Source organism: Belliella calami, assembly GCF_022549695.1.
In the GTDB taxonomy this organism is placed as follows: domain Bacteria; phylum Bacteroidota; class Bacteroidia; order Cytophagales; family Cyclobacteriaceae; genus Belliella; species Belliella calami.
The window spans coordinates 123,764-149,714 of record NZ_JAKZGS010000007.1 but is presented as its reverse complement, the minus strand read 5'-3'; the positions used below and the strand labels follow the sequence as shown (position 1 = coordinate 149,714).

General features: G+C 37.5%; 19 protein-coding genes. 10 read left to right on the top strand and 9 right to left on the bottom strand.

Annotation, left to right across the window (positions count from 1 at the left end):
- Positions 1–2: 2 nt before the first annotated feature.
- Positions 3–1,508: an SGNH/GDSL hydrolase family protein gene (locus MM236_RS10535; RefSeq protein ID WP_241274943.1), complete on the top strand. Its 1,506-nt coding sequence runs from the start codon at positions 3–5 to the stop codon at positions 1,506–1,508.
- Between the two features lie 399 nt (positions 1,509–1,907).
- Here the strand turns inward: MM236_RS10535 and MM236_RS10530 are convergent, their stop codons facing one another.
- Positions 1,908–3,209, bottom strand: a complete 1,302-nt coding sequence (locus MM236_RS10530) for an acetyl-CoA hydrolase/transferase family protein (RefSeq protein WP_241274942.1) — start codon at positions 3,207–3,209, stop codon at positions 1,908–1,910.
- A 519-nt stretch (positions 3,210–3,728) separates the two neighbouring features.
- Between MM236_RS10530 and MM236_RS10525 the strand changes: the two genes are divergently transcribed.
- The 5 genes from MM236_RS10525 (at position 3,729) to MM236_RS10505 (ending at position 12,090) form a co-directional block, all read left to right on the top strand.
- Positions 3,729–7,109, top strand: coding sequence for a methylmalonyl-CoA mutase family protein (locus MM236_RS10525; RefSeq protein WP_241274941.1), 3,381 nt, complete (start codon positions 3,729–3,731; stop codon positions 7,107–7,109).
- A 407-nt stretch (positions 7,110–7,516) separates the two neighbouring features.
- Positions 7,517–7,933, top strand: a complete 417-nt coding sequence (locus tag MM236_RS10520) for an OsmC family protein (RefSeq protein WP_241274940.1) — start codon at positions 7,517–7,519, stop codon at positions 7,931–7,933.
- Positions 7,930–8,169 carry a hypothetical protein gene (locus MM236_RS10515; protein ID WP_241274939.1) on the top strand — a complete coding sequence of 80 codons (240 nt, stop codon included), beginning with the start codon at positions 7,930–7,932 and terminating at the stop codon, positions 8,167–8,169. The genes MM236_RS10520 and MM236_RS10515 overlap by 4 nt, the downstream gene beginning before the upstream one ends.
- Before the next feature lie 25 nt (positions 8,170–8,194).
- Positions 8,195–9,199 (top strand): PDC sensor domain-containing protein, encoded by a 1,005-nt coding sequence (locus MM236_RS10510; protein WP_241274938.1) that lies wholly within the window; start codon positions 8,195–8,197, stop codon positions 9,197–9,199.
- On the top strand, positions 9,196–12,090 hold the full coding sequence (locus MM236_RS10505) for a PAS domain-containing hybrid sensor histidine kinase/response regulator (RefSeq protein ID WP_241274937.1): 2,895 nt from the start codon (positions 9,196–9,198) through the stop codon (positions 12,088–12,090). The genes MM236_RS10510 and MM236_RS10505 overlap by 4 nt, the downstream gene beginning before the upstream one ends.
- A gap of 18 nt (positions 12,091–12,108) precedes the next feature.
- On the opposite strand, the gene MM236_RS10500 is transcribed toward MM236_RS10505, so the two are convergent.
- From MM236_RS10500 to fmt, 8 genes are all read right to left on the bottom strand, one after another.
- Positions 12,109–13,401 (bottom strand): dihydrolipoamide acetyltransferase family protein, encoded by a 1,293-nt coding sequence (locus MM236_RS10500; RefSeq protein ID WP_241274936.1) that lies wholly within the window; start codon positions 13,399–13,401, stop codon positions 12,109–12,111.
- A gap of 85 nt (positions 13,402–13,486) precedes the next feature.
- Positions 13,487–14,752, bottom strand: a complete 1,266-nt coding sequence (locus MM236_RS10495) for a competence/damage-inducible protein A (RefSeq protein ID WP_241274935.1) — start codon at positions 14,750–14,752, stop codon at positions 13,487–13,489.
- Between the two features lie 62 nt (positions 14,753–14,814).
- A complete protein-coding gene (locus MM236_RS10490) occupies positions 14,815–15,600 on the bottom strand; it encodes an SDR family oxidoreductase (RefSeq protein WP_241274934.1) in 786 nt (261 codons plus the stop codon).
- Positions 15,600–16,097, bottom strand: coding sequence for a dihydrofolate reductase (locus tag MM236_RS10485; protein WP_241274933.1), 498 nt, complete (start codon positions 16,095–16,097; stop codon positions 15,600–15,602). Before MM236_RS10485 ends, MM236_RS10490 begins: the two co-directional genes overlap by 1 nt.
- 174 nt (positions 16,098–16,271) lie before the next feature.
- Complete coding sequence (locus MM236_RS10480) at positions 16,272–17,210, bottom strand: DUF4412 domain-containing protein (protein WP_241274932.1); 939 nt, start codon at positions 17,208–17,210, stop codon at positions 16,272–16,274.
- Between the two features lie 80 nt (positions 17,211–17,290).
- Entirely contained in the window at positions 17,291–17,746 is a 456-nt protein-coding gene (locus MM236_RS10475; RefSeq protein WP_241274931.1) for an RES family NAD+ phosphorylase, read from the bottom strand.
- On the bottom strand, positions 17,743–18,165 hold the full coding sequence (locus tag MM236_RS10470) for an Xre family toxin-antitoxin system antitoxin (RefSeq protein WP_241274930.1): 423 nt from the start codon (positions 18,163–18,165) through the stop codon (positions 17,743–17,745). Before MM236_RS10470 ends, MM236_RS10475 begins: the two co-directional genes overlap by 4 nt.
- Before the next feature lie 54 nt (positions 18,166–18,219).
- Positions 18,220–19,146 (bottom strand): methionyl-tRNA formyltransferase, encoded by a 927-nt coding sequence (gene fmt, locus MM236_RS10465; protein WP_241274929.1) that lies wholly within the window; start codon positions 19,144–19,146, stop codon positions 18,220–18,222.
- Positions 19,147–19,419: 273 nt separating this feature from the next.
- Between fmt and MM236_RS10460 the strand changes: the two genes are divergently transcribed.
- From MM236_RS10460 to MM236_RS10445, 4 genes are all read left to right on the top strand, one after another.
- On the top strand, positions 19,420–19,788 hold the full coding sequence (locus MM236_RS10460; protein ID WP_241274928.1) for a hypothetical protein: 369 nt from the start codon (positions 19,420–19,422) through the stop codon (positions 19,786–19,788).
- A gap of 236 nt (positions 19,789–20,024) precedes the next feature.
- A complete protein-coding gene (locus MM236_RS10455; RefSeq protein WP_369415204.1) occupies positions 20,025–21,071 on the top strand; it encodes an efflux RND transporter periplasmic adaptor subunit in 1,047 nt (348 codons plus the stop codon).
- 19 nt (positions 21,072–21,090) lie between these two features.
- Positions 21,091–24,228, top strand: coding sequence for an efflux RND transporter permease subunit (locus MM236_RS10450; RefSeq protein WP_241274926.1), 3,138 nt, complete (start codon positions 21,091–21,093; stop codon positions 24,226–24,228).
- A gap of 9 nt (positions 24,229–24,237) precedes the next feature.
- Positions 24,238–25,698: a TolC family protein gene (locus MM236_RS10445; RefSeq protein WP_241274925.1), complete on the top strand. Its 1,461-nt coding sequence runs from the start codon at positions 24,238–24,240 to the stop codon at positions 25,696–25,698.
- Positions 25,699–25,951 lie beyond the last annotated feature (253 nt).

Genomic DNA, 25,951 nt, shown 5'->3' with positions numbered 1-25,951 from the left:
AAATGAAAATTTTCAATAAATTATTATATCTATTGGTATTAGGCTCATTTGCAGCTTGTACCTACGAATTTCCAGAGCCGCAGATAGAACAACCAACATCAGGTTCTGCGGATTTCACAAAAATTGTATCAGTAGGAAACTCACTTACTGCGGGTTTTATGGACGGAGCACTCTACGATCGAGGTCAGCAAAATTCCTTTGCAGTTATTTTGGCAGAACAAGCTAGACAAGTAGGAGGTGGAGACTTCAATGTTCCTGAAATAAATTCAGTAAATGGATTCTTTCAGATGGGCTCACAAGGACCATTGGGAAGATTGATCCTAACTGTAAATACCCAAACAGGAGCTGCGGGACCTGAACCAATTGGGGCGGGTGATTTGCCAGGTGATTTTACTGGAAACAAAGCCAATTTGAATAATTTTGGTGTTCCTGGAATTACTTTGGGAACAGCATTGACCCCATTGACAGGAGGACCAGCCTCTCCTGCGAATCCAGCATATAATCGAATGTATGAGCGCTTTGCTTCCAACCCAGGTACTTCCACAATTATAGGAGACGCAGCTGCAGCTCTTGCAAATGGGGGTACTTTCTTTACATTCTGGTTGGGCAATAACGATGTATTGGGATATGCTACAGGTGGAGCTTCAAATCCAGCTATTTTGACTTCTGATGCTGATTTTCAACAAAGATTGGGGTTGGCTTTGGGAGCCTTGTTGCAAGCTAGTTCCAATGCCAAAGGAGCGGTTGCCAACATACCTGATTTAAATGTACTTCCGCATTTCAATTTGATTAATCCTTTGAGTTTTAATGTGCCAGATGATTTTAGATCTGCATTGCTGCCTGGTTTAACTCAGCTTAATCAAGCTATAAATGGTTGGAATAATGCGATTTCTAATAATGAGAATTTAACTGATGATGAAAAGGCAATATTGATTAGACCTGTATTAACTGATAATTTTAATCAATATAAATTAGTAGTTGCTGACCCTACATTATCCGATGCACAAGTACCTTTGCCAAACGGCGATATCTTTGTAATTCCCAAAATCAGAAATTTAAATGATTCTGATGGTTATAAATTACCTTTAGGAGCGCGAGCTTTTCTTGAGCAAGGAATTGGAATTAGCCCATTAGCACCAATAATTGAAAGTCAACATGATGCAATGATATTGACTCCATCAGAACAAGACGAAATCCAGCAAAAAATCACAACATTTAATGGATTCATATCCGCAGCCGTTCAGGCAAATGCTGAAAGGTTGGTATTGGTAGATGTTAATGACCTTTTGAATAGGGTTTTGGCAGGGTCAGTAAGTTCAGGAGGTGTTGGTTTGACAGCTAGTATTGTTCCTCCAAATGGTGGGTTTTCTTTGGATGGTGTTCACCCAAATGCCAGAGCACATGCTTTTGTAGCAAACCATTTCATCAACGCCATCAATGGCAAATGGGGATCAAATATCCCATTGGTAAATCCAAATCAATTCATCGGAAATGATCTTCCAAGATAAGTTTCTAAAAAAGATAGTATTTAGTTTATAAAAAAAAGCCACTCAATCTGGGTGGTTTTTTGATTCTCTAGTAGGATAGTCTAATTTTAAAACCACATAGACACATAGTGGCACATAGTTTTTTTTATTCTCGTAACATCTATGTTTTCTATGTTCCTATGTGGTTATCATTGATTCTCTAGTAGGTTAGGTGAATTTTAAAACCACATAGACACATAGTGGCACATAGTTTTTTCACTCTCGTAAATCCTATGTTTTCTATGTTCCTATGTGGTTATCATTTATTCTCTAGTAGGATAAAGGGATTTTTAAAACCACATAGACACATAGTGGCACATAGTTTTTTATTCTCGTAAATCCTATGTTTTCTATGTGCCTATGTGGTTATCATTTATTTGATTATCTAGTAGGATAGACGAAGCTACCAAATCTTTCGATAATTGCTCTTTCCAATGATTCTCTATGGTCTGGATGGGCAATATTCATCAGTTCATAAGCTCTTTGTCTCAAGTTTTTCCCATAGAGATAAGCCACCCCAAACTCCGTCACCACATAGTGCATGTGCGCTCTAGTAGTGACAACTCCGGCTCCTTGTTTTAAGAATGGAACAATCTTACTGTCGCCTCTTCTAGTAGCTGCAGATAATGCCATAATCGGTTTCCCACCTTCTGAGAGCGCTGCTCCCCTCATAAAATCCATCTGACCCCCAACACCGGAATAGTGATAGCTTCCTATGGAATCTGCGCAGACTTGTCCAGTCAGATCCAACTCCAAACAACTATTAATTGACACCACTTTTGGGTTTTTTCTGATCACGGCTGTATCATTGACATATGCAGCTTCATGGAAGGAGAATAAAGGGTTGTCATGGATTCTTTTATACATCTCTTTGGTTCCTATGGCAAAGGAGGAAACGATTTTTCCTGGATGTTTCTTTTTATATGAATTGGTAATCGCTCCAGAATCAAGCAATTCGATCACACCATTCGAAAACATTTCAGTATGGATACCCAAATCTTTATGACCTTTCAATTGACTCAAAACAGCATCTGGAATTGCCCCAATCCCCATTTGTAGAGTAGCCCTGTCTTCGATCAATTCTGCAATATAAGAGCCGATTCTGAGCTCGTTTTCCCCGATTTTATTTCCATAGTTTACCTCAGGAAGGTCTTCGTCCACAGCCACAGCAGCAGCAAACCTGCTGATATGGATATGTCCATCACCATGTGTTCGAGGCATTTGTTTGTTGACTTGAGCTATGATCAATTTTGCAGTTTCTATGGCAGGTTTGGCCACATCTACCGAGACACCTAGAGAGCAAAATCCATGTTCATCTGGCTCAGAGACATTGAGAATAGCCACATCAATCGGTAAAATGTCATTTCTAAAAAGTCTTCCAATTTCACTTAGAAAAATAGGTACATAGCCACCCTGCTCACTGTTCACTGCCTGACGTACATTTTCCGAAACAAAAAGTGAATTCATGTAAAAGCTTCCGATACAATCAGGTGAAGCGAGAGGCATTTCTCCCAAAGTGGAAATAGAAACAATCTCCACATCTTTCAATTCATTCTTTCTTGCTGCAAGGGCATGAAGTAAATGCGTAGGAGTCGCAGCACTTCCATGGATAAATACTCTTTGGTGACTTTTGACATGCTTGACAGCTTCTGCTGCACTTGTATAGTTTGTTATAACCGTCATTTTTTTTTGAGTTGTTATATGTTCAATTTATTTTTCTGGAGAAGCTAATCTAACATCATTTTTGACACAATATCTATAAATGACTTCTCCCCCTGAGCTGATCTGGAAACCAGTAAGATCGGAAACTATAATTATGTAACCTTGTTTAAAACCAGTAGTTTACATGATTCAAAATTTCACTATACTTTACAGTGTGAAATTCTTTTTCATCTCTTACACATGACAAAGTAAACGGAGTTTAAGTTGCCAAAGCATGACATAAATCAGTTAATTTCATGATTTGGTTTTGGGTTTGATAGCTTGTGATTATTTTGATTCTAACACTTAATTCTCAACCATTTATAAGTATCGGTAATTTTGAAGGATAAAATCAGAATATTATTTCGAAATGCTATGCGAATTGTTCTTCTCGAATCTTCCTTTTTTCTTATATTCGCAAGTAAGAATAAACAATCGAATCTAAAGAAAGCTTTTAGAATCAACATTATTTGATTCTACGATTATAAACCCAATTCATGCATGTCAGTTATCACAGAAATTTACAAACCCAAAAATCATATCCGAATTGTTACAGCCGCTTCTCTGTTTGATGGTCACGATGCAGCGATCAATATCATGCGGAGAATTATCCAATCCACTGGATGTGAGGTGATTCATTTGGGACACAATAGGTCTGTTTTAGAAATTGTAGATTGCGCTATTCAAGAGGATGTGCAAGCCATAGCCATTACTTCCTACCAGGGAGGCCATGTGGAATTTTTCAAATACATGTATGATTTGCTGAAGGAAAAAGGAGCAAGTCATATCAAGATTTTTGGTGGAGGTGGAGGAACTATCCTTCCTGAAGAGATCAAAGAACTTCATGAATACGGGATTTCGAGAATCTATTCTCCTGATGATGGGCGATCTTTGGGACTACAGGGAATGATCAATGATCTTATCAAAAAATCAGATTTTCCTTTGGGGAAAGATCATGGTGGTAGTAATTCTTTGGACAAAGACCAAAAGCAAGAACTTGCCAAATTGATCTCTGCTGCGGAAAATTTCCCTGAAGAAAGCAAAGAGATTTTGGAAGAAGTCAGAAAACTGTCCTCAAAAAGTAAAACACCAGTTCTTGGAATCACGGGTACAGGTGGAGCGGGTAAATCTTCCTTGGTAGATGAGCTGGTAAGGAGGTTTTTGATTGATTTCAAAGATAAAAATATTGCAATCATATCTGTAGATCCATCCAAAAGAAAAACTGGAGGGGCTTTGCTTGGTGATAGAATTCGAATGAATGCCATTCATCATCCCAATGTCTATATGCGTTCTCTTGCTACTAGACAATCCAATTTGGCGTTGTCGAAATATGTCCAAGATGCCGTGGATATTGTAAAAGCAGCAAATTTTGATCTGATAATTTTGGAGACTTCTGGGATTGGACAATCTGATACAGAGATTATTGAACATTCAGATATGTCTCTCTATGTGATGACGCCTGAATATGGTGCAGCAACACAATTGGAGAAAATCGACATGCTCGATTTTGCAGATATCATTGCCTTGAACAAATTTGACAAAAGAGGAGCCCAAGATGCTCTGCGAGATGTCAAAAAGCAATATAAACGCAATCACAACCTTTGGGAAATAGCAGATGAGGATATTCCTGTATTTGGAACCATCGCTTCGCAGTTCAATGACCCAGGAATGAATAGTCTTTACAAGGCGATTATCCATACTTTGGTGGAAAAAACAGGTGTGGATTTACAAACTACTTTTGAAGTGACAGGAGAGATGTCAGAGAAGATTTTTATCATTCCTCCAGCTAGAACAAGATATCTTTCAGAGATCTCTGAGAACAACAGGAATTACGGGAAATGGGCAGAAGAGCAAAAAGAAGTCGCTCAAAAACTGTTCAGCATCAAAAAATCCATTGAAGCGATTTCTTCTACGACGATTGAGGACAAAGACAGGTTAATCAAAGAGCTCCATGAAGTATATGCTCAGGTAGAACTTGAGCTAGATCCGAAGAACAAAAAATGGCTCGAAGAGTGGCCTGAAAAAGCACAAAAGTACAGAGATGAATACTATGTGTTCAAAGTAAGGGACAAAGAAATTAAAGTAAAAACTCAAACAGTTTCACTTTCTGGCAATAGCATCCCCAAAATTTCCCTTCCAAGATATGAAGCTTGGGGTGATTTGTTAAAATGGGGATTGACAGAGAATGTACCGGGTGAATTCCCGTACACTTCAGGAGTTTTTCCATTCAAAAGAGAAGGAGAAGATCCTACGAGAATGTTTGCGGGTGAAGGTGGTCCAGAACGTACCAATAAGCGATTCCATTATGTTTCCAAAGGATTGCCTGCTAAGCGTCTTTCTACTGCTTTTGACTCGGTGACTTTATATGGGGAAGATCCTGATTATAGACCTGATATTTATGGTAAAATCGGGAATTCCGGAGTCAATATCTGTTGCTTGGATGATGCGAAAAAACTTTATTCTGGTTTCAATCTTGCTGATCCAATGACATCAGTTTCCATGACTATCAATGGTCCTGCTGCTACGATGACAGCCTTTTTTATGAATGCAGCGATCGATCAGCAATGTGAAATTTATATCAAAGCCAATGGCTTGGAAGAAGAAGTACAAGCAAAAATAGATTCTATTTATCAAGATAAAGGGCTTACAAGGCCTCAGTACCATGGACAAATTCCAGAAGGAAATGATGGTTTGGGTTTGATGCTCTTGGGTGTAACAGGAGATGAAGTACTTCCTGCTGAAGTCTATACCCAGATCAAAGCAGATACTGTAGCGAAAGTAAGAGGGACTGTTCAGGCGGATATTTTGAAGGAAGATCAAGCACAGAATACTTGTATATTTTCCACTGAGTTTTCGTTGAGACTGATGGGTGATGTACAACAATATTTTATTGACAAAAACATCCGTAATTTCTATTCAGTATCCATTTCGGGATACCATATTGCAGAAGCTGGAGCAAATCCAATCACACAGCTGGCATTAACACTCTCCAATGGTTTTACATACGTTGAATACTATGTTTCTAGGGGGATGGATATCAATAAATTTGCACCAAACCTTTCATTTTTCTTCTCTAATGGTATAGATCCTGAATACGCAGTGATTGGGAGAGTTGCTAGAAGGATCTGGGCAAAAGCAATGAAGCTCAAGTACGCTGCGAATGAAAGATCTCAAATGTTGAAATACCATATACAAACCTCTGGTAGATCACTTCATGCCCAAGAGATAGATTTTAACGATATTAGAACTACACTTCAGGCGCTTTATGCAATTTATGACAATTGTAATTCGCTCCATACCAATGCCTATGATGAAGCTATCACTACACCAACTGAAGCTTCAGTGAGAAGAGCCATGGCGATACAATTGATCATCAACAAAGAATTAGGGTTAGCCAAAAATGAAAATCCACTTCAGGGAGCATTTATCATCGAAGAATTGACAGACTTGGTAGAAGAGGCTGTTTATACTGAGTTTGACAGAATTACCGAGCGTGGAGGTGTTCTGGGAGCCATGGAGACAATGTATCAGCGTGGCAAAATCCAAGAAGAGAGTTTGCACTACGAGATGTTGAAACATACTGGTGAATACCCAATCATCGGTGTAAATACATTCCTTTCATCCGAAGGTTCGCCAACAGTCACCCCAGGGGAAGTGATCAGAGCAAACGTGGAAGAAAAAGAATCTCAGATTGAGACACTTCAAAATCTTCATAAGAGGAACGATTCTATCTCTGGAGAATGGTTGAGTAAGCTTCAAGAAGCTGCTGTTCGCAATGAAAATATCTTCGAAAACTTAATGGATGCAGCGAAATATTGTTCACTTGGACAAATCACTAGGGCACTTTATGAAGTTGGTGGTCAGTATCGAAGGAATATGTAGGAATTGAGAGAAAGATGCGAGAGATATGAGGTGAGATTCAAGACGTGACTAAGTCACCTCGATCCCGAAAGCATTCGGGAGAAGCTTGTCCCGCAGAATTGCGGGGAGGTCTCGTCCCTATTTGAAACTGGAAAGTTAAAATTGAAGTTGGGGTGTGAAATTCAGTATGAGATTTCTCCCCGTAATTCTACGGGGCAGGCTCCTTTAGTCGAAATGACTTGCCTATAAAACGAGAGGTTAAGTATAAAAAAAGTGTCAAGTAAAATCAGGATTTGACTAGCTATTAATTGTTTAATAGCAAATTCAACTGATAACTAATTGACCCTATAACTTTAAATCGAAAAAATAGAAGAGTCCCTTCCTACTTTATAACTAATTTAAATATATCAATCTTTCAAAATAAAAAAATGAGCAAGAGAAACGTAACCGTTAGAATGAAAGCGGATTTGGAATATGAAGCGATCAATACTCAAGGCAACAAAGTGGATATCGATATGTATGATCCCGAAGATAAAAAAGCTCAGTCACCAATGGATTTGCTATTGTCTGCTTTGGCTGGTTGTGGGTCTGTAGATGCGGTATTGATGATGAAAAAGAAAAGAAGGGAGATTATGGATTTTTATGTAGAGGCAGAAGGAGACAGGAATGATGGAATTCCTGCTTATTACAAGTCGATTCATCTAAATTTTGTGTTGGTTTCTCCAGACGCTACAGAGGAAGAATTCAAAAAGGTGGTAGCTCTCTCTGTAGATAAATATTGCTCAGTCGCATCCTCTCTAAAATCTGAGATCACGTATAGTTCTCAAGTCAAAAGACCGGTATGAGAGTAGTTAAAGAATTCGTAAAAGACGATATCCGGATTTCTGTATTTTCTTGGAACAATAAGTACTTGATTAAATTTGAGTTGGGAGCATTGGAACAAACATTCAAAGTTTCTGAAATGGATGTGCTGGAAGAAAAAGACCTAGAAACTTTTTATGAAGGTTTGTTTTTTGAATCTGTAAAAAACAGATTCAAAGAAATGGGTGAAACACTTCGAAAACAGCTTGAAAATATTTAGCTTTAAAGAAAAGCGCAAAAGACTCATGAAGCATTTTTCTTTAATAGCCATTTTGATCCTGTGTTTTGCCATTTCCTGTAATAAGAAAAAAGAAAATGACCTAGAATTAGCTTCAAATGAGATAGCAACATTTATGACTTCGATTGACCATGATTTTGAAGAGTTAGAAAAAGAACTACTCAAAATCGAGAAGTTTGTTATAGAGTTGTTTGAAAACAGGGAGGAAATTTTATCTAATGGAGATAGAAACAAATACAAAATTGAAGGGAGTTTTGCCAATTCTGGTCCAAACCAAAACCCTGAGCTAAGTACCCTTTACCTGACTACTAAAGGAAAGGATAGGAAAGCAGTCGAAGAAATGATTCTTTTGACCAATCCTTTGGATGAGCTATTCAAAAATGTAGTTGAGAAACATGACGTGATTTCCCAGGTGTATTTCAACAGTGCAATTCAACTCAATAGACTTTATCCTCCCTATGATGCAAGGACAATGTTAGATCCGGATTTGGATGTGACATCTTTCAATTTTTATTATGAAGCGGATGAAAAGCACAATCCAACCAAAAGTCTGGTTTGGGTGGAGGAAATTTACGTAGATCCGGTTGGGAAAGGCTGGGTGCTATCTTTGCTAAATCCAATATACTTTAGAAATGAGCTCAAAATGGTTTTGGCTTTTGATATCTCAATCAATTCTATTTTGGAAAATTACCTTAGTAAAACGAAGCGTCAGCTCGTGATAATTGACCAAACAGGGACTGTGGTGGCAGGGAAGCCAAAGGCAATTGAAGCTTTATCCTTGCCACCGTTGAAGAATCATACGTATCTGCAAACGATAACTTCTGATAGTTTCCGACCGGAAGAGTATAACCTTTTTAAAAGCAAAAGTAAGGAAGTAAGAAAAATGATCTCAAATTTTATCCTTTCAGGAGGCGACACATTCGTTCTCAATGAAGAAAGTGATAATTTGGTGGTCAATGCGTATACGATGGAAAAGTTAGATTGGCTGATTCTAGATGTCGAAATCCAATGAAAAATATTCAATCAAAATTTTCAAAAAACTATAACAATTCATATCGCTGGTTTGTGGTGACAGGAATTTTGGTTTTGATTTTGACTCTTTTCCTTGCGACCAATTTTTTCTATGCGTTAAAGGAAAGTCAACTAGAAGCAAGAAGGCAGTTTTTGAATAAGCAAGTCGAGCTCGCCGCCAAAGATATTCAAAATAGATTTTCTTCTACTTATGATGATTTGGTGTTTTTTGTAAATAACCTGGAGCCATGGACTTATGAAAGAGATGATGATGAACAAATTGCCTTTGAAATGCGTAGTAGAAGGATTTTTAATAACCATAGAAACATCTTAGATTCTTTGATCGTAATTTTTCCCAGCCAGTCTGTATCCTTCAGTTTTGATGAAAAGAATAATTTCATAAAACAATTGAGTTATTCTGAAACGAAATTGCCAATCCAAAAGGAAAATCATATTTTTTTGGAAAATCAATCCAAAGGAGTAAAAATAGTCGGTGTAGTGAATATTGATCGCTTTTTGGGAGATGAATTGGGCAATTATTATTTGGGGATGTCTGGAGAGAAACTATTGTTTAAGAATGGGGAATTATATGGTTTGACAGATTATTTACCTACTAGAGGATTCATGATTTCACCGCTATCTTTTGAGCCGATCAAGAAGGATATCAAAAACGGTTTGAAGGGTGGATATAGTGGGGTATTTGTAAACGAGGTGGAAGGGACAAGTTACGAGTCTATTATATACCAATATCCATTTAGCTTGTTTCCTTTAGAAATCCCGTTGGCAGTTATTTTTATTCAGGATAAAAATGAAGCAACTTCAAAAATTTTTGGAACTTATATTTACTTATTGATAGGGTTGATGTTTTTGCTCCTGATGGTGATTTTGATCCTTTACAGATTTATTAGAAATGCGCAAGAGTCTAATGATCTCTTGGAAGAGAAGTCTGAAAAAATTGAAGAATTGTTTAGACAACAAAGTCTTTTACTCCAAGAATCTCGAGGCTTTATCTACTTTCAGGATGCGAATAGAAAGATGGTAAGGGTAAGCTCCGAAGTCAAAGAAGTTTTGGGATATGAATCTGATGATTTCGTCAATAACTTTCCGAAATATATTCCCGAGGATCAATTGAAAGTACTAATTGATAGAATTGATGAAGCAATAGTTAATCACAAAGAAAGTTTTTCCTTTGAATTTGATTTCAAAAGTAGTTCTGGGGAAATGATTAGATCTCGTGCTTTCGAAAAACTCTTTTATTCTGAGATGGGTGAGTTTACCGGAAATGTAGGTATTTGTACAGATATCAATGAAAGGTATATCTCTGAACAGGAATTGTTGAAAAGCAACAATAGGCTTATAGCTGTATTGAGAAGTCTGCCAGATATTATTTTTATTTATAGTAGTGAAGGCATATTCTTGGAGTATTATATACAGGACGAGTCTTTTTTATTGAAACCTGCCCAAACATCTCTCGGGAAAAGTATCATGGATGATTTGCCAAATCCATTGAATCAGCAAATCATGGAAGGATTTGAGAAAGTAAAATCTACAGGAAAGATCGTAACGCTTGATTTTGAAATAGAATCACAAGCTGGGAAGAAGATTTTTGAAACCCGGCTATTTAAACTCGATGAGGATAGGATGATCTCTATTTCAAGGGATGTTACAGGTCAAAAATTATGGGAAAAAGGGCTTCAAGAAGCAATGGAGGCAGCTGAATTGGCTAATAGAGCTAAATCAGAATTTCTTGCTAATATGAGTCATGAAATCAGAACTCCTATGAATGGGCTCTTGGGGATCATTGGCTTACTGGAGAAAACTAACCTGAATACCAAACAATCAGAATATCTTCAAGTGATCAAGGATTCTGGGCAGTCTCTTTCTTTCATCATCAATGATGTTTTGGATTATTCTAAAATTGAGTCGGGTATGATGCATTTAGAGTCTTCTGTATTTCATTTCAAAGAGGCATTAGAAAAAATACTGAAGATTTTTTCAGGAATGGTTCAAGCAAAGAATATCAAGCTATCTTACCAATTTGGACCTTTGTTGCCTGAATTTATAGAATTGGATAAGGAGAAATTGGGCCAAATCCTTTTTAACCTAATTGGCAATGCTATAAAATTCACTCCTAGTAATGGTGAAATCCACTTGTATGTATATGGTGAATCGTTTATGGAAGAAAATATTATCGTCCACTTTTCAGTAAAAGATACTGGAATCGGTATTCCTGAGTCAAAAATCAAAACACTCACAGAACCTTTTGTCCAAGTTGATGGAAGTAATACCAGGGAGTTTACAGGCACAGGTCTTGGCTTGGCCATTTCAAATAAGCTTATTGAACTGATGGGAGGGGAGTTAAGGATTGAAAGTGAAGAAAACAAAGGCTCGGTTTTTTCTTTTAATGTTTTTGGCAAAATCTATATCCAAGAGGAAAAAGTACTCGGTTATAATTCGGCAGTAGAGGAAAGTTTTGTTTGGGAAAAAATGCAAAAAAAATATCCTCTTAGAATCCTTTTGGTAGAAGATAATGAAACAAACTTGAAGTTTATGCAAATGTTAATGAAAGAGCTTGGCTATAAAATCACCTTAGCCAAGAATGGTTTAGAGGCTATAGATACAGTGGCTAATCATGATTTTGATCTAATTTTTATGGATATCCAAATGCCAAAATTGAACGGGCTGGAGGCAACAAAGATTATCAGGAATTTGGAAAACAAACTTTACATCCCTATCATTGGACTCTCTGCAAATGCATTTCAAGAAGATATTAATGAAGCAATTTCCATCGGGATGGATGGTTATCTTTCGAAGCCCATTCAGGTAAAAGATATAGCCTTGACAATCAAAAAAATATATGAATTAAAAACAAAGAAAGAGGCCAATCAATAACCTCTTTCTTTGTTGATTTTATAATTCTGTATCCAAATCGAATTCTTCCAAATAATCTGCCACTCGACGTACAAACATGCCGCCCAATGAGCCATCTACAACACGATGGTCATAAGAATGGGAAAGGAACATTTTATGTCTGATAGCGATCACATCACCTGTAGGTGTTTCTACTACAGCGGGCTTTTTGGTAATGGCCCCCACAGCCAAAATTGCCACTTGGGGTTGCATAATTATTGGTGTACCCATTACATTTCCAAATGAACCCACATTTGATATAGTATATGTACCTCCACCAAGTTCGTCTGGGGACAACTTATTGTTTCTTGCCCTAGTTGCAAGATCATTTACTTTCTTGGATAACCCAGTGAGATTGAATTGATCTGCATTTTTGATGTTTGGAACAATTAAGTTGCCACTTGGTAAGGCAACCGCGATACCAATATTAATGTCCTTCTTTTTGATAATCCTGTCGCCATCTACAGAGATATTGATCATCGGGAAATCCTTTATGGCCTTAGCTACAGCCTGAACGAAAAACGGTGTAAAGGTCAATGCCTCTCCCTCTTTCTTCTTATATGCATCCTTTATTTTGTTTCTCCAAAGCACAATATTGGTGACATCAGCTTCCACAAAAGAAGTTACATGAGGAGAAATCCTTTTCGAATCTAACATCCTTTGCGCAATCATTTTGCGCATTCTGTCCATTTCAATGATCTCATCACCTGCAGAAATACTCATCTCCGCCTTTGGCATTGGTGCACTGATCGATGGTTTATGACTTTGTTTCTTCGTATCTCTTTCTTTGAGATAATCGAGCATATCAAGCTTTGTTACCCTACCATCTTTGCCGGTGCCAGTGATTTTTGACAACTCTGATTTAGTTATGTTTTCTTCTTTGGCAATACTCTGAACCAATGGTGAATAGAATCTCTCATCGCCTTCGTCATATTTTTCTTCAGAAGAATTGCCTACCAAAGTTGAAGTATGTTGTGGTGCAGCAGCGACTAACTCTTCCTTTTGGTTCGGAGCATCTTTCTCTATTTTATCTAAAGATTCGGATGTTTCTTCTTCAGTCTCAATGATAGCAATAGGTGCTCCAACAGCAACAACCTCTCCTTCCTTGACCAATATCTTCTTCAGAATCCCTCCATATATGGCAGGGACTTCTGTATCTACTTTATCAGTGGCAACTTCCAAAACAGATTCATCTTGTTCGATTGCGTCACCTTCTTTTTTGAGCCATGTAAGAATGGTACCCTCTATGATGCTCTCACCCATTTTGGGCATTATCATTTCTACAGTTGCCATATTTTTTTATTATTTAATTGGGTTTATTTCTAACTTTTAAAATTAAATTTTATTTTATGTAATACAAAATCATTTAACAGAATTTTTATTCTGTTTTTTCAAGAATACATTGTCTCAGTAAATTCAAGGATGCCACGGCTGTAAGTTGGATGTTGAGCATTCTGTCTTGGGTCAATTGTAATTTTTTGGTGATTGTGTTTCCTTCCCATGCACATGCTATCCACACTGTTCCGACAGGTTTTTCTGCCCAACCACCTTCTGGTCCTGCGATTCCGCTACTTGCCAGGCCATAGTCTGAATTGAATTTTGTCCTGATGTTTTCTGCCATCTGTATGATAGTTTCTTCGCTCACGGCACCTTTTGTCTTCAAAACTTCTACTTCAACATTCAATATGTCACTTTTGAACTCATTATGGTAGGGTATCAAAGCACCTTGGAAATATTTGCTGCTACCAGGAATACTAGTGATTAGGTGAGAAATATATCCTCCTGTACAGCTTTCTGCCAAAGCTACTTTTTTATTTTTCTGTTTCAAAAGCCTGCCGATGGATTCTTCGAGCGTCTCGTGGTTGTAGCCAAATATGTATTTTTCTATAAATGGCTTCACCAATTCGATCTGCGTCTCTACATCTGCCTGCAATTCGTCATAATCTTCTCCAAAGGCCGTTAGTCGTAATTTCACCTGACCTAAAGAGGGTAAATAGGCCAGTTTAATGTTTTTTGGCAATTTACTTTCCCATTCTCTAATCAAGTCAGCAAGCCAACTTTCACCTATTCCTACGGTTTTGATTACTTTATGATAAATTATAGGAAGAGTATACATGCTTCTGATTTTGGGGATCACATAATCCTTCATCAGCTTTTTCATTTCATGGGGTACTCCTGGCATTGACATCCATGCAGTATCATTTTCTTCAAACCACATGCCTGGGGCAGTTCCTACTTCATTGGGTACATATGTGCATTTGGTAGGAAGATGTGCCTGTAGTTTGTTTAGTTCAGTGAGCTCACGACCTCTTTTTTCAAAAAATGTACGTACAGCCTCCAATGCTTCCGGTACAAGTTTTATCTCACAATTGAAATACTCTGCCAGCAAAGGCTTAGTCAAGTCATCATTCGTGGGGCCTAATCCTCCAGTCATCAAGACGATATCTGCCCGGTTTTCAGCTGCTTTGAATGCCTCCATTATATGCTCTTTGTTGTCACCTACGGTAGTTCTTTGGATCACTCGAACACCGATTTTGTCAAGCTCTTGGCTGATCCAATGACTATTGGTATCGACTATCTGTCCGTAAAGTAACTCATCGCCAATAGCTAATATTTCTGCTTTTATCTCTTTATAGTTGGTCATCTCTGGTTTGATTTGGGCTTAACTTTATGCCTACTTTAAGAAAGCTTACAGCATTCTGTTTGTTATCTCACTTTAGCTTTTTGGATTATTTTTGCGAAAATTTTCGGGAATAATCGCTTTATGTAAACTGCAATAGTTTCTTTTCCCCCGATCAAAATTTCTAACTTTCCTGTTTCAATCCCTTTTTTGATCGCTTTCGCACAAGCTTCGGGTGTCATGCCTTTGTCTTGGGCGGCATCCATTTCGTTCAATGGACTTCCATCGCCGGTAAGTGCATTCATTGAAACATTGGTTTTGATAAACCCAGGACAAATCATCGTCACTTTAATATTCTCTTTATAGTTTTCTGCCCTTAATGAATCAAAAAAACCATGAAGGGCATGTTTTGCACCTGCATATGAAGATCTGTATGGCGAACCAAACTTACCTACAAGACTACTCACAACTCCAAAATGCCCCTTTTTTCTGGAAATAAAATGAGGAAGGATCGCCTTGCTCAAAGCGATCGTCCCAAAGTAATTTACTTCCATAATCTTTCGATCTACTTCTAGTTTTGTGTCAATGGCTAGAGACCTTTGGCTGATTCCTCCATTATTGATAAGTATATCCACATGGCCAAACGCAGCGATAGCTTCAGATGCAAGTGTGTCAAAACTTTCATTTTTTGATAAGTCAAAGGGCAAAACAAATATATTGTTTGGGTTTTTGGTCTTTGCTTTTACAAGTTCCAAACCCTCTTTTTTTCTAGACGAAATGATCACTTTATAATTCGATTTTTCAAATTGATAGACCAAAGCCTCTCCAATTCCAGATGAAGCCCCTGTGATCCAGACTACATTTTCTTTCATTATTTGATCCTTTTGTAAGTGACAATTTCAAAATTGAATTCATTGTTTTCATCTTTTTGAAATAGTTCAGTATTTTCTTTTTTCCAATCCGATAAATTGAAATCAGGGAAAAACACGTCACCATCTGGACTGGCATCTACTTCCGTAATTAACATTTCATCGCAGACATTGATGGCTTCTTTATAAATCTGAGCACCGCCAATGATATATACCTGCCCAAGATTTTTGCTGATGCAAAGCCTGATAGCTTCTTCCAAAGAATGAACCACAAAATGGCCTTCTGGTATCTCAAAATCTGGATTGCGGGTGACTACTATCGAAGTCCTGTTTGGAAGCGGTTTTCCCATCGATTCATAGGTTTTTCTTCCCATGATGATATGATGACCAGTTGTAGTTTTCTTGAAAAACCTCAAATCTGACGAGAGTTTCCAAATAAGTTGATTGTCTTTGCCAATCACATTGTTTTTGGCTTTGGCGACTATAATGGATATATTCAATTTGATATTTTGAAGGTTTGGCTTACAAGATACCAAGGATTTTTAAGTCAAAAAATTGTAAGTTAAATATCAGTAGGAATTAGAATGAATAATGTGATCATTAAGTCCCAATTCCTAGCCTTAAGCTTAAGATTTGAAGCAAATGATCACATTTCCAAAAGATTCAAAATTAAATTAATTCTCGGTTTTAAGCATGTTCGGATAATCTGACATTTCAAAAGAGATGGAGGATTCTTTATTCATTTCTGTAATTTTCAGTTCTGATCTACTTTTGTCTGTTTTGCTTTCAAACAGCATCTCCATCATACTTCCCATTGGCACGTCTCCCCATGCCGCCATGCCTCTTTGATATGCTGTTGTTCCCAGCATCGGGTTGGTATCTGTCCATATTGAACCAGTGCCCGACACAGGCTCTTTGGTTATCCAAAAAGTGGCTGTTCCTTCTTCGGATTCACTTACATACTCCTCACATTTATATCCATGGATAGTCTTGGTATTTCCCGTTTTTTTTATCGAGAAGTCTTTTTCTTCCATGTCCTCTTCCCATTCTTCCCAATTTTCAATAACCGCAGCTTGCTCTATGGCATCGAAGTCATACCCATAAGCCAAACTGTTTTTTTTACCTTCAGCTTCAATCAATATTATTGAAGCATTTCTCTCTAGATCACTAATGATTATTGTTTTTCCTGAATTGTTCTTCTGGTCTTTGTTTTCGATCTCTATGGCTGATGTTTTGCTATCCGGATTTAGATAAGTCTTCATTTGAAATGGATCAGAAGCTTTTCCTTTTTCATCCAAGCTGTTGATTTCCATGACTGAATAACCTGAAAAATCATATGTATCAGCAGTTTCTATATTTGCATCTATGCCCTCCAAAATTTTACCAATATTGAAGCCACCACCACTTGGCATATCAGGTCCATAGATGTTTTCAAATGCTTTTTCGAGCTGTCTTTGAGCAATCTTTTCAGCTTCTTTTTCAACCCTTTTTTCAAGGGCGTTGCCAAGACCTCTTGATGCGGCTTGCTTTAGTCTGTTTCCCAGCTGAGCTTCTGAATCAAAAGATATACATATCAATAAAGGTATAGTAAGAATAGCGTAAATTTTTTTCATAACAAGTGGCTTTAAAATTACTCTTAAAGGTAATAATTACTGGTATGAAATTCAAAAAATTAAATACAAACAATTAATTATCAGGGGAAGAGCCTTGGGTCAAAACGGATGGGCTCTATAGAAATTATCTGAATATTGCTGGATTGTGGATGTGTAGGGTTGATGATATAGTTGAACTCGTCTGGAACAATTACAGATGGAACTTGAAGAATAAAATGGTTTTGTTTATCCAAAAATTCATCTCCGATATCTTGTGTGAATTGTGAAGGAGGAGATTCACGCCATGAATTATGAAGATCTTCTACTTTAATTTTTTTTATTTGGAAATCAGGGACTTGTATCTTTACCAGTTGAAAATCTTTTGGGGCATGGTTAGGAGTAATATGGACTGCTACTTCAAGCATGGCCAATGAAACAGAACCAGCAGTATAAAGTGCTGCCCTTCCTTTACTGTTCCATCTTCCACCATATAGCATGGCTCCAATACCACTTAAGTCCTTAGCGTAAGCTTCTCTTGAAATCCTGTATAAAATCATGCAAAAATACCATGCTGAATCCTACCCAATTCATCTTTGACAAGGTCTATTCCGAAAGTCGTGTCAAGTAGAGAAAGTGGAGACTGCGAACCTAGGGGTATGCAAGACTCATGAAGCCACAATCTAAACAACTCCAAATCACCAAAAACCTCCTCACCAAACTTAAAAAGTATCGCAAGCTTCAGAATCCGCTCACTTTGGATGGGTTCAAATGATTTTCTGTCTTTTTTGTAGCGTTGGAGTGTCCTATCTGACAAGTGTATCAATGCAGCCCAAGAATCTTCGGAAACAGGACTTTCTTCCATTACCTTTTCGAAATCTTCATAAGTAAGACCTCTACGGCTGGTCTTGGCTAATCTTAGAGATAGCCTATCTCCAGAAAAACCATAATTGGCCACATAATCACTTACTATACCCATATCCTTTTGTTTTGTGTAAATGTCCAAAAAAATAAGACATTTGTCAAGTTTTTTTTATTTTATCTTATTTCCTCTAAGGAAATCACCTACAGTCATTCTTTTCTTTCCTTCTAACTGTAGCTCTAGGATTTTGAGACTTCCTTCTCCTGTCTGAAAAGTGAGATTCGTCTTTCCATCTGATTCAAATTCTCCCGTGTTTAGACTGTTAAGACTTTTCTCACTTACTTCAGTCTTAAAAATCTTGCAGTTTTTATCATTGATTGTAGTCCATGCAGCGGGGTAGGGAGAAAGACCTCTTACAAGATTATGGATGTTTTTCGCAGGTTGGTTCCAATCAATTTCACAGGTCTCTTTATAGATCTTTGGTGCATGGTGAATGGCCATTTTTTCGTCTTGAGCTTTTGGCTCAACTTGATCTTTTGATACAGCTTCTATTGTTCTCAAAATTAGTTTCGATCCTTTTATCATTAATTTCTCGTAGAGCGTACCAATATTGTCTTCAGGAAGAATTGTTTCTTTTTCTTGAAAAATGATGCTACCAGTATCTATTTCATGTTTGAGGAAAAATGTGGTGATGCCAGTTTCTTTTTCGCCGTTGATGATGGCCCAGTTGATAGGAGCTGCCCCTCTGTAGTTTGGAAGAAGAGAAGCGTGCAGATTGAAAGTGCCTTTAGGAGGCATATTCCAAACCACTTCTGGAAGCATCCTAAATGCCACCACAACTTGTATGTCGGCATGATAGCTTTTCAACTCTTCCAAAAAAGCCTCAGATTTGAGGTTTGTAGGTTGCAAAACTGGAATATCGAAATTCAATGCAGCCTGTTTGACGGGCGATGGGATCATTTTTTGACCGCGACCTTTTGGTTTGTCTGGTGCAGTGATCACAGCGACCACATTCCAATTGTTTTCAATTAATATTTCCAATCCAGGAACAGCAAACTCTGGAGTCCCCATGTAAATGATTCGCAAATCTTTGTTCATGTCTTCAAAATTAATGTTTACAAAGGTCTAAAGAAATTGTTTATAAAAAATTTAGAGCAAAATTTTAAATGATTTAAAATACAAGGCAATGAAATTATTCTTTTGAAAAATAGAAACATATCATAATAAATTATTGTTAATTATTTAATTTTAAAAATTAAAATTTATAAAAATTGTCCTTTTTAAATATAAATTCAATAATGAATCAGCTGTTTATTTTCCAATGATAAAATTTTACATGTATTTTTTTAATAATTAAGTAATTTTGTCTTGATGAAGAGGTTTCACAAAATAGCTGCAAGTTTATTTATGCAAGGAATAGCTGCATTTATGGCTGTGTTTTTTCTGTTTTTGGCAGTTTCTGATGGATTTGAAAAAATCGAGGAGCCAGTTTATGTTGGCGAGTTTGTAGATGAATTAGATTATGATTATGTGGATTTTCCCACCTCCATCATCAGGTCACAATCTGGCTCGAATCTGGGCAAGGTACACAGGCTGATACTTGTCAAAGCTTTTGATTATCTAGTACCTAGATTAGATTCTCAAAGCGAAATTATCAAAGTTTCTTTCGTAGATTTCACTGGAATAATTGAATACTTTTTTCAAATTTTGAGGATTTCTATTTCTTCAAACGCTCCTTAAAGATTTTTTTAAATTTTGTTTTCAATATATCTCTTCCCTTTTTCAGATGTAAAAAGGTCACATTATCTATTTACTACTTTATTATGAATTTCAAAGGTTTAAATAATCTTAAAGTTGAAAAATTCAATCGTTTTTCAACCGTATATGCATTTCTTATATTTCCATGCATTTTATTATATTCTTGCAATACAGGCAATTCTAAGAGCCAAGTTAAAGCAACATTAAGCGAGATTCCGGTGCTTGAATTGCAGACCAAATCTATAATCGTTCCCAAAACGTATGTTTGTGATATTCAGGCAGTACAATTTGTGGAGGTCAGGGCAAAAGTGGAAGGATTTGTAGATAATATTTTTGTGGATGAAGGTCAGGCTGTAAAGAAAAATCAACCATTATTTCAACTCACTTCCAATGAATACAATGAGATAGTCAATTCTTCAAATGCCAAATTGATGCAAGCCAAAGCTGAGGCCAAGGCAACTGCGCTAGAAGTAGAGCGACTAAAAATCCTCGTGGACAAAAATATCATATCGTCTTCAGAATTGGATCTGGCAAAAGCTCAAAACTCTGTAGCTGAATCGGCAATAGTGGAAGCACAATCTTTGCTACAAAATGCCAAGACTGGGCTTTCTTACACCACTATCAGAGCACCATTTGATGGGATAGTGGACAGAATTCCTTACAAAACTGGGAGTTTGGTAACTTCAGGAGATTTGTTGACCAATATTACAGATATCGACGAGGTCTTTGCTTACTATAAAGTGACAGAAAATGAGTATTTGAGTTACATGAGAGATAAGATAGAGGATTTGGAAAACGATAGTGCTTCAAAAGAAGAAGAAGAGCTTAGCTTGATACTGTCAGATGGAGAACCATATCAGTATTCTGGTAAACTAGAGACAATGGAAGCTGATTTCGAAAAAGGCACAGGTTCAATAGCTTTTAGGGTTAGATTTCCAAATCCGGATCAATTGATCAAGCATGGTGCGAGCGGCAAAATCCAAATGAATAACATGTTGGAAGATGTATTTCTGATTCCCCAAAAATCCACATTTGAAATTCAGGACTACAGCTATGTCTATGTTCTTACCGAGGATAATAAAGTTCAGGTCAGGAGCTTTGTTCCATTGCAAAGGTACGGTATCTATTACATCAGTGATAGTTTTCAGCCAGGGGACAAAATCATCTTGGAAGGGATACAACAATTGAAGGATGGAATGGAAATAAATCCAGTGAGTGTTTCTGAAAAAGAAGCATATGACACACTTTTCAACTCTCTGGACTAATTAACAAAAAGCCATTATCATGTTTGAAATATTTATTAAAAGGCCGATACTATCGACCGTTATATCTGTATTTATCACATTGTTGGGTTTGCTTGCTTTGGTTTCACTTCCGATCACGCAGTTTCCCGAAATCGTACCTCCATCTGTAACAGTCACGGCAAAATACACTGGAGCCAATGCCGAAGTATTGTCAAAAGCTGTAGCTACTCCATTGGAGAGAGCTATAAATGGAGTGCCGGGTATGAGTTACATGACCTCTGTAAATACCAATGATGGAATTACATTGATCAATATAGTTTTTGCAGTAGGGACTGATCCTGATCAAGCAGCGGTCAATGTTCAAAATCGAGTAGCAACAGTACTCGATGAGCTACCAGAGGAAGTTATCAGGGCAGGTGTACAGACCGAAAAGGAAGTGAATAGTATGCTCCTCTACCTCAATTTGATGACTTCGGATACTACGCAAGACGAGAAGTTTGTATATAATTTTGCTGATATCAATATCCTTCCAGAGTTGAAGCGAATTGATGGGGTAGGTTTTGCGGAAATAATGGGGTCAAGGGATTATGCCATGCGAGTTTGGTTAAATCCCGACCGGCTTGTGGCATATAATCTATCTCCACAGGATATCACTGATGCTATCAGAAGACAAAATGTCGAAGCAGCGCCAGGGAAGTCGGGGATCTCTTCTGACCGTGATGCCCAGGCACTTCAGTATGTTCTGAGGTATACAGGGAAATTCAACCAAGAGTCTGATTTTGAAAACATCACTCTCAAGGCACTTCCTGATGGATCATTGCTGAAGCTCAAAGATGTAGCAGAGGTAGAATTTGATTCCCAAGATTACAACATGATGTCCATGACGGATGGTAGGCCTTCAGCTTCCATTATGCTTAAGCAGCGACCTGGCTCAAATGCAAGTGAAGTAATCGAAAATATAAAAATTAAAATGGAGGAATTGCAGGAAAGTTCTTTTCCTCCAGGGATGGAATATAATTACTCTTATGATGTTTCCAGGTTTCTTGATGCTTCTATTCATGAAGTGATCAAAACCTTGATTGAGGCATTTATCCTCGTTTCGATAGTTGTATTCATATTTCTTCAAGACTTCAGGTCGACATTGATACCAGCCATTGCAGTGCCGGTTTCTCTGATAGGTACTTTTGCATTTATGCAGTTGTTTGGCTTTTCTATCAACTTATTGACTTTGTTTGCTTTGGTATTGGCGATAGGGATAGTGGTTGATAATGCTATAGTAGTAGTGGAAGCAGTCCATGTCAAAATGCACGAAAAGAAAATGAATGCATTAGATGCTACTTTGGCAGCGATGAAAGAAATAGGAGGGGCTATTGTCGCTATTACTTTGGTAATGTCGGCGGTGTTTGTACCCGTGAGTTTTTTGTCTGGTCCGGTTGGGATTTTTTATAGACAATTTTCCCTTACGTTGGCGATTGCTATTGTGATTTCTGGGATCAATGCCCTTACTTTATCACCTGCATTGTGTGCGATTTTGCTGAAGCCTTCTGATATGAATCATGATCCAAAAAAGGGTTTGCTTCAGAGGTTTTTCCATAAGTTCAACAAGAAATATGACAATCTTTCTTCCAGATATGAAAATGTGATAAAGATGATAGCTGGAAGACGGGCTGTCACTTTTGTTGTTTTGTTGGTGTTCTTTGGATTGTCTTATGGTGGAATTTCAATTGTACCAGGTGGGTTTATTCCAAACGAAGATCAGGGGATGATCTATGTGAACGTGACCACACCTCCAGGGGCGACAGTAGAAAGGACTAGCGTCATCATGGATCAAGTTCAAGCAAGTTTGCTTCCTCTGGACGAAGTAGAAACTGTTTCTACTTTGGCTGGATATAGTTTGCTTACAGAAACAGCCGGTGCATCTTATGGAATGGGTATGATCAATTTGGTCGACTGGGGAGAAAGGTATAAGAATGTAAATGAACTTATTCTCGAATATCAAGAGAGGGTTTCTCATATCAAAGGTGCAGATATTCAGTTTTTTTCTCCTCCGCCAGTTCCAGGATTTGGTAATGCATCAGGCTTTGAATTAAGGCTTCAAGACAAGACAGGAGGGAGCTTAGATGTGATGGCAGCAGTCAATAAGGATTTTGTTGATGCCCTGAATGAAAGACCAGAATTGAAAGAAGTTTTCACCAATTTTGAACCCAATTTCCCGCAGTATATCATCAATGTCGACCATGACAAAGCAGCAAAACTTGGAATCTCGGTAGAGGAATCTATGGAAACTCTCCAAAGTTATGTTGGGAGTTTTTACTCTTCGAATTTCATAAGATTTGGTCAAATGTACAAAGTGATGATCCAGGCAGCTCCAGAATACAGAAGCTCTCCTGAATCAATCTTAAGTATGTATGCCAAAAATAACCAAGGTCAAATGGTGCCTTACTCAAATTTCATTTCATTGGAGCGAGTATATGGCCCAGAGCAATTGGGAAGGTATAATATGTTTACATCTGCATTGATAAGTGGAGATGCCGCAGATGGGTTTTCCTCAGGAGATGCGATCAAAGCTGTTGAAGAAGTAGCATTGCAAGTGTTGCCTAGAGGTTTTGATATTGATTGGTCAGGTATCACAAGAGAACAGATAGCTTCGGGAAACCAAGCAATCTATGTGTTTTTGATTTGTTTGCTATTTGTGTATTTGTTGCTGTCGGCTCAGTATGAAAGTTACTTTTTGCCAATGCCTGTGATTTTATCATTACCTGCAGGGATTTTCGGCTCTTTCCTTTTTCTTAAATTGACTGGACTGGAGAATGATATCTATGCACAAGTATCACTGGTAATGTTGATTGGACTACTTGGGAAAAATGCAATTCTGATAATAGAAATAGCAATTCAGAATAGAGCAAAGGGGCTCTCTATCATCCAAAGTGCCATCAATGGTGGTGTAGAGAGGTTGAGACCAATTTTGATGACTTCTTTGGCATTTATTTGTGGGCTGATACCATTGACTCTCGCTTCAGGAGCTGGAGCGATCGGGAATAGAACGATAGGTACAGCCGCAGCCGGAGGAATGCTTATAGGAACTGTGATTGGAGTCTTTCTAATTCCTGGACTTTATGTTGTCTTTGAAACTTTGAATTCAAAGTTCAAGAAAAATGAAATCTCTTCAGACAATTAAATAGCTATAATGATGAAATTATTTAAATATAGATCTTGGGTAGGAATTGGGTTTGTTTTGGTTATGATTTCCTGTAAATCAACTAAAACTAATTCGGTCAGTAGCAATACGAATCTTCCAGACTCATATAATGTAACACAAAAGTTCAGTATGGATTCTTCTGCGAATGTTGCACTGCTTCAGTGGGAGAGTTTTTTTGAGGATGAAAATCTTCAAAAATTGATACTTATCGCTTTGCAAAACAATCAGGATAACCTCAAAACACTTGAAAAAATCAGGATTGCAAGGGCTAGTTTTAATGTAGCAAAACTGGGATATCTTCCAGAAATTAATGCTGTAGCAGGTGCTTCATCAAGGAAGTTTGGTGAGTTTACGATGGATGGCGTAGGAAACGCTGACTCGAACCTTTCGCCCACAGTTCCAGACAATAAAAAAATCCCAGATCCTTATCGGGATTTTATCATCGGTGCAGAATTCAATTGGGAAATCGATGTGTGGGGAAAATTCAAAAATCAGAAAAGAGCAGCTTTTGCTAGATTTATGGCTTCTGAAGAAATGGCCAAAAACGTGAAAACCTGGCTGGTTTCTGAAGTGGCGAATGCATATTTCACTTTATTGGGACTGGAAGAACAGCAGAGAATCTTGGACAAAAATATAGAGTTGCAGGAATTTGCATTCAATCTTACAAAGGATCTCAAAGAAGCAGGAAGAGAAAATCAGCTGGCACTAGATCAGTTTGAAGCATTGTTATTGAACTCTAAAGGTCTATTGATCGAAAGGGAAAGGGAGCTAAGATCGGCTGAGTTATACCTCAATACTTTATTGGGAGTGTATGATTTCGATTATGAAAAAATTCCTCTCGAAGAAGTTGATTTAGCTGGAAATGTATTGGAAATAGGGGTTCCTTCCCAGCTATTGCTGTACAGACCCGATATAAAGGCTTCGGAAATGGAACTTGTAGCCTCAAATGCGGATATCAATGCCGCAAGGGCTTCTTTTTTTCCTTCCATCAATATCTTCGGTATGGCAGGTTTCAACGCTTTTGATTTTGGAAAATTGTTTTTTAACCCCGCTTCAACAATATATCAACTGGGTTCAGGCTTGGCTGCTCCAGTTTTTAATAGAAATCAAATTAAAATGGCTTACGAGATTGCAAACTCTTCACAAAGAATTGCTTATTTAGATTATGAGCAAACTGTTTTCAAAAGTTACTTGGAAATATTGGATCTGATTAACTCCATTGATCAATACCATAACCAAAAGGACCTAAAACTGACAGAAGTCGAAGTTCAGAAAAGATCAGTAGAGAATTCTAATATTATGTTTTCTGTAGGATACGCCAACTATCTAGATGTTACCAATGCACAAAGAAGAGCTCTAGAATCAGAAATCGAACTGGTAGAATTGAAAGTAAAAGAATTGCAAACAAAGGTTAAGCTGTATAGGGCTTTGGGTGGAGGTTGGAGTTGATGATTTATATATGTGTCCGCATTTATATCAGTATCCACTTATAATATTGTTTGAAATTCATTTTTATCAGATCTTGTCGGATGACTGTAAACTGCTGGTCAACTTGCATAATTACAAGTCATATATTCACTCAATGATATCGTTGAGCATAATCATATTGAGTATGCCAGCTATGTTTAATTAATTTTAAAAAAAGTCTCTGTCAATGACAGAGACTTTTGTGTAACTGGAAATAAATCCCACATAAAACTTA

Excerpts from the sequence above, each read along its gene's own strand:
- MM236_RS10525 (WP_241274941.1), top strand. The coding sequence starts at position 3,729 with ATGTCAGTTATCACAGAAATTTACAAACCCAAAAATCATATCCGAATT.
- MM236_RS10500 (WP_241274936.1), bottom strand. The coding sequence starts at position 13,401 with ATGGCAACTGTAGAAATGATAATGCCCAAAATGGGTGAGAGCATCATA.
- MM236_RS10460 (WP_241274928.1), top strand. The coding sequence starts at position 19,420 with ATGAAGAGGTTTCACAAAATAGCTGCAAGTTTATTTATGCAAGGAATA.
- MM236_RS10470 (WP_241274930.1), bottom strand. The coding sequence starts at position 18,165 with ATGGGTATAGTAAGTGATTATGTGGCCAATTATGGTTTTTCTGGAGAT.
- MM236_RS10510 (WP_241274938.1), top strand. The coding sequence starts at position 8,195 with ATGAAGCATTTTTCTTTAATAGCCATTTTGATCCTGTGTTTTGCCATT.
- fmt (WP_241274929.1), bottom strand. The coding sequence starts at position 19,146 with ATGAACAAAGATTTGCGAATCATTTACATGGGGACTCCAGAGTTTGCT.
- MM236_RS10495 (WP_241274935.1), bottom strand. The coding sequence starts at position 14,752 with ATGACCAACTATAAAGAGATAAAAGCAGAAATATTAGCTATTGGCGAT.
- MM236_RS10535 (WP_241274943.1), top strand. The coding sequence starts at position 3 with ATGAAAATTTTCAATAAATTATTATATCTATTGGTATTAGGCTCATTT.
- MM236_RS10475 (WP_241274931.1), bottom strand. The coding sequence starts at position 17,746 with ATGATTTTATACAGGATTTCAAGAGAAGCTTACGCTAAGGACTTAAGT.
- MM236_RS10480 (WP_241274932.1), bottom strand. The coding sequence starts at position 17,210 with ATGAAAAAAATTTACGCTATTCTTACTATACCTTTATTGATATGTATA.
- MM236_RS10450 (WP_241274926.1), top strand. The coding sequence starts at position 21,091 with ATGTTTGAAATATTTATTAAAAGGCCGATACTATCGACCGTTATATCT.
- MM236_RS10445 (WP_241274925.1), top strand. The coding sequence starts at position 24,238 with ATGATGAAATTATTTAAATATAGATCTTGGGTAGGAATTGGGTTTGTT.
- MM236_RS10530 (WP_241274942.1), bottom strand. The coding sequence starts at position 3,209 with ATGACGGTTATAACAAACTATACAAGTGCAGCAGAAGCTGTCAAGCAT.
- MM236_RS10515 (WP_241274939.1), top strand. The coding sequence starts at position 7,930 with ATGAGAGTAGTTAAAGAATTCGTAAAAGACGATATCCGGATTTCTGTA.
- MM236_RS10520 (WP_241274940.1), top strand. The coding sequence starts at position 7,517 with ATGAGCAAGAGAAACGTAACCGTTAGAATGAAAGCGGATTTGGAATAT.
- MM236_RS10490 (WP_241274934.1), bottom strand. The coding sequence starts at position 15,600 with ATGAAAGAAAATGTAGTCTGGATCACAGGGGCTTCATCTGGAATTGGA.
- MM236_RS10505 (WP_241274937.1), top strand. The coding sequence starts at position 9,196 with ATGAAAAATATTCAATCAAAATTTTCAAAAAACTATAACAATTCATAT.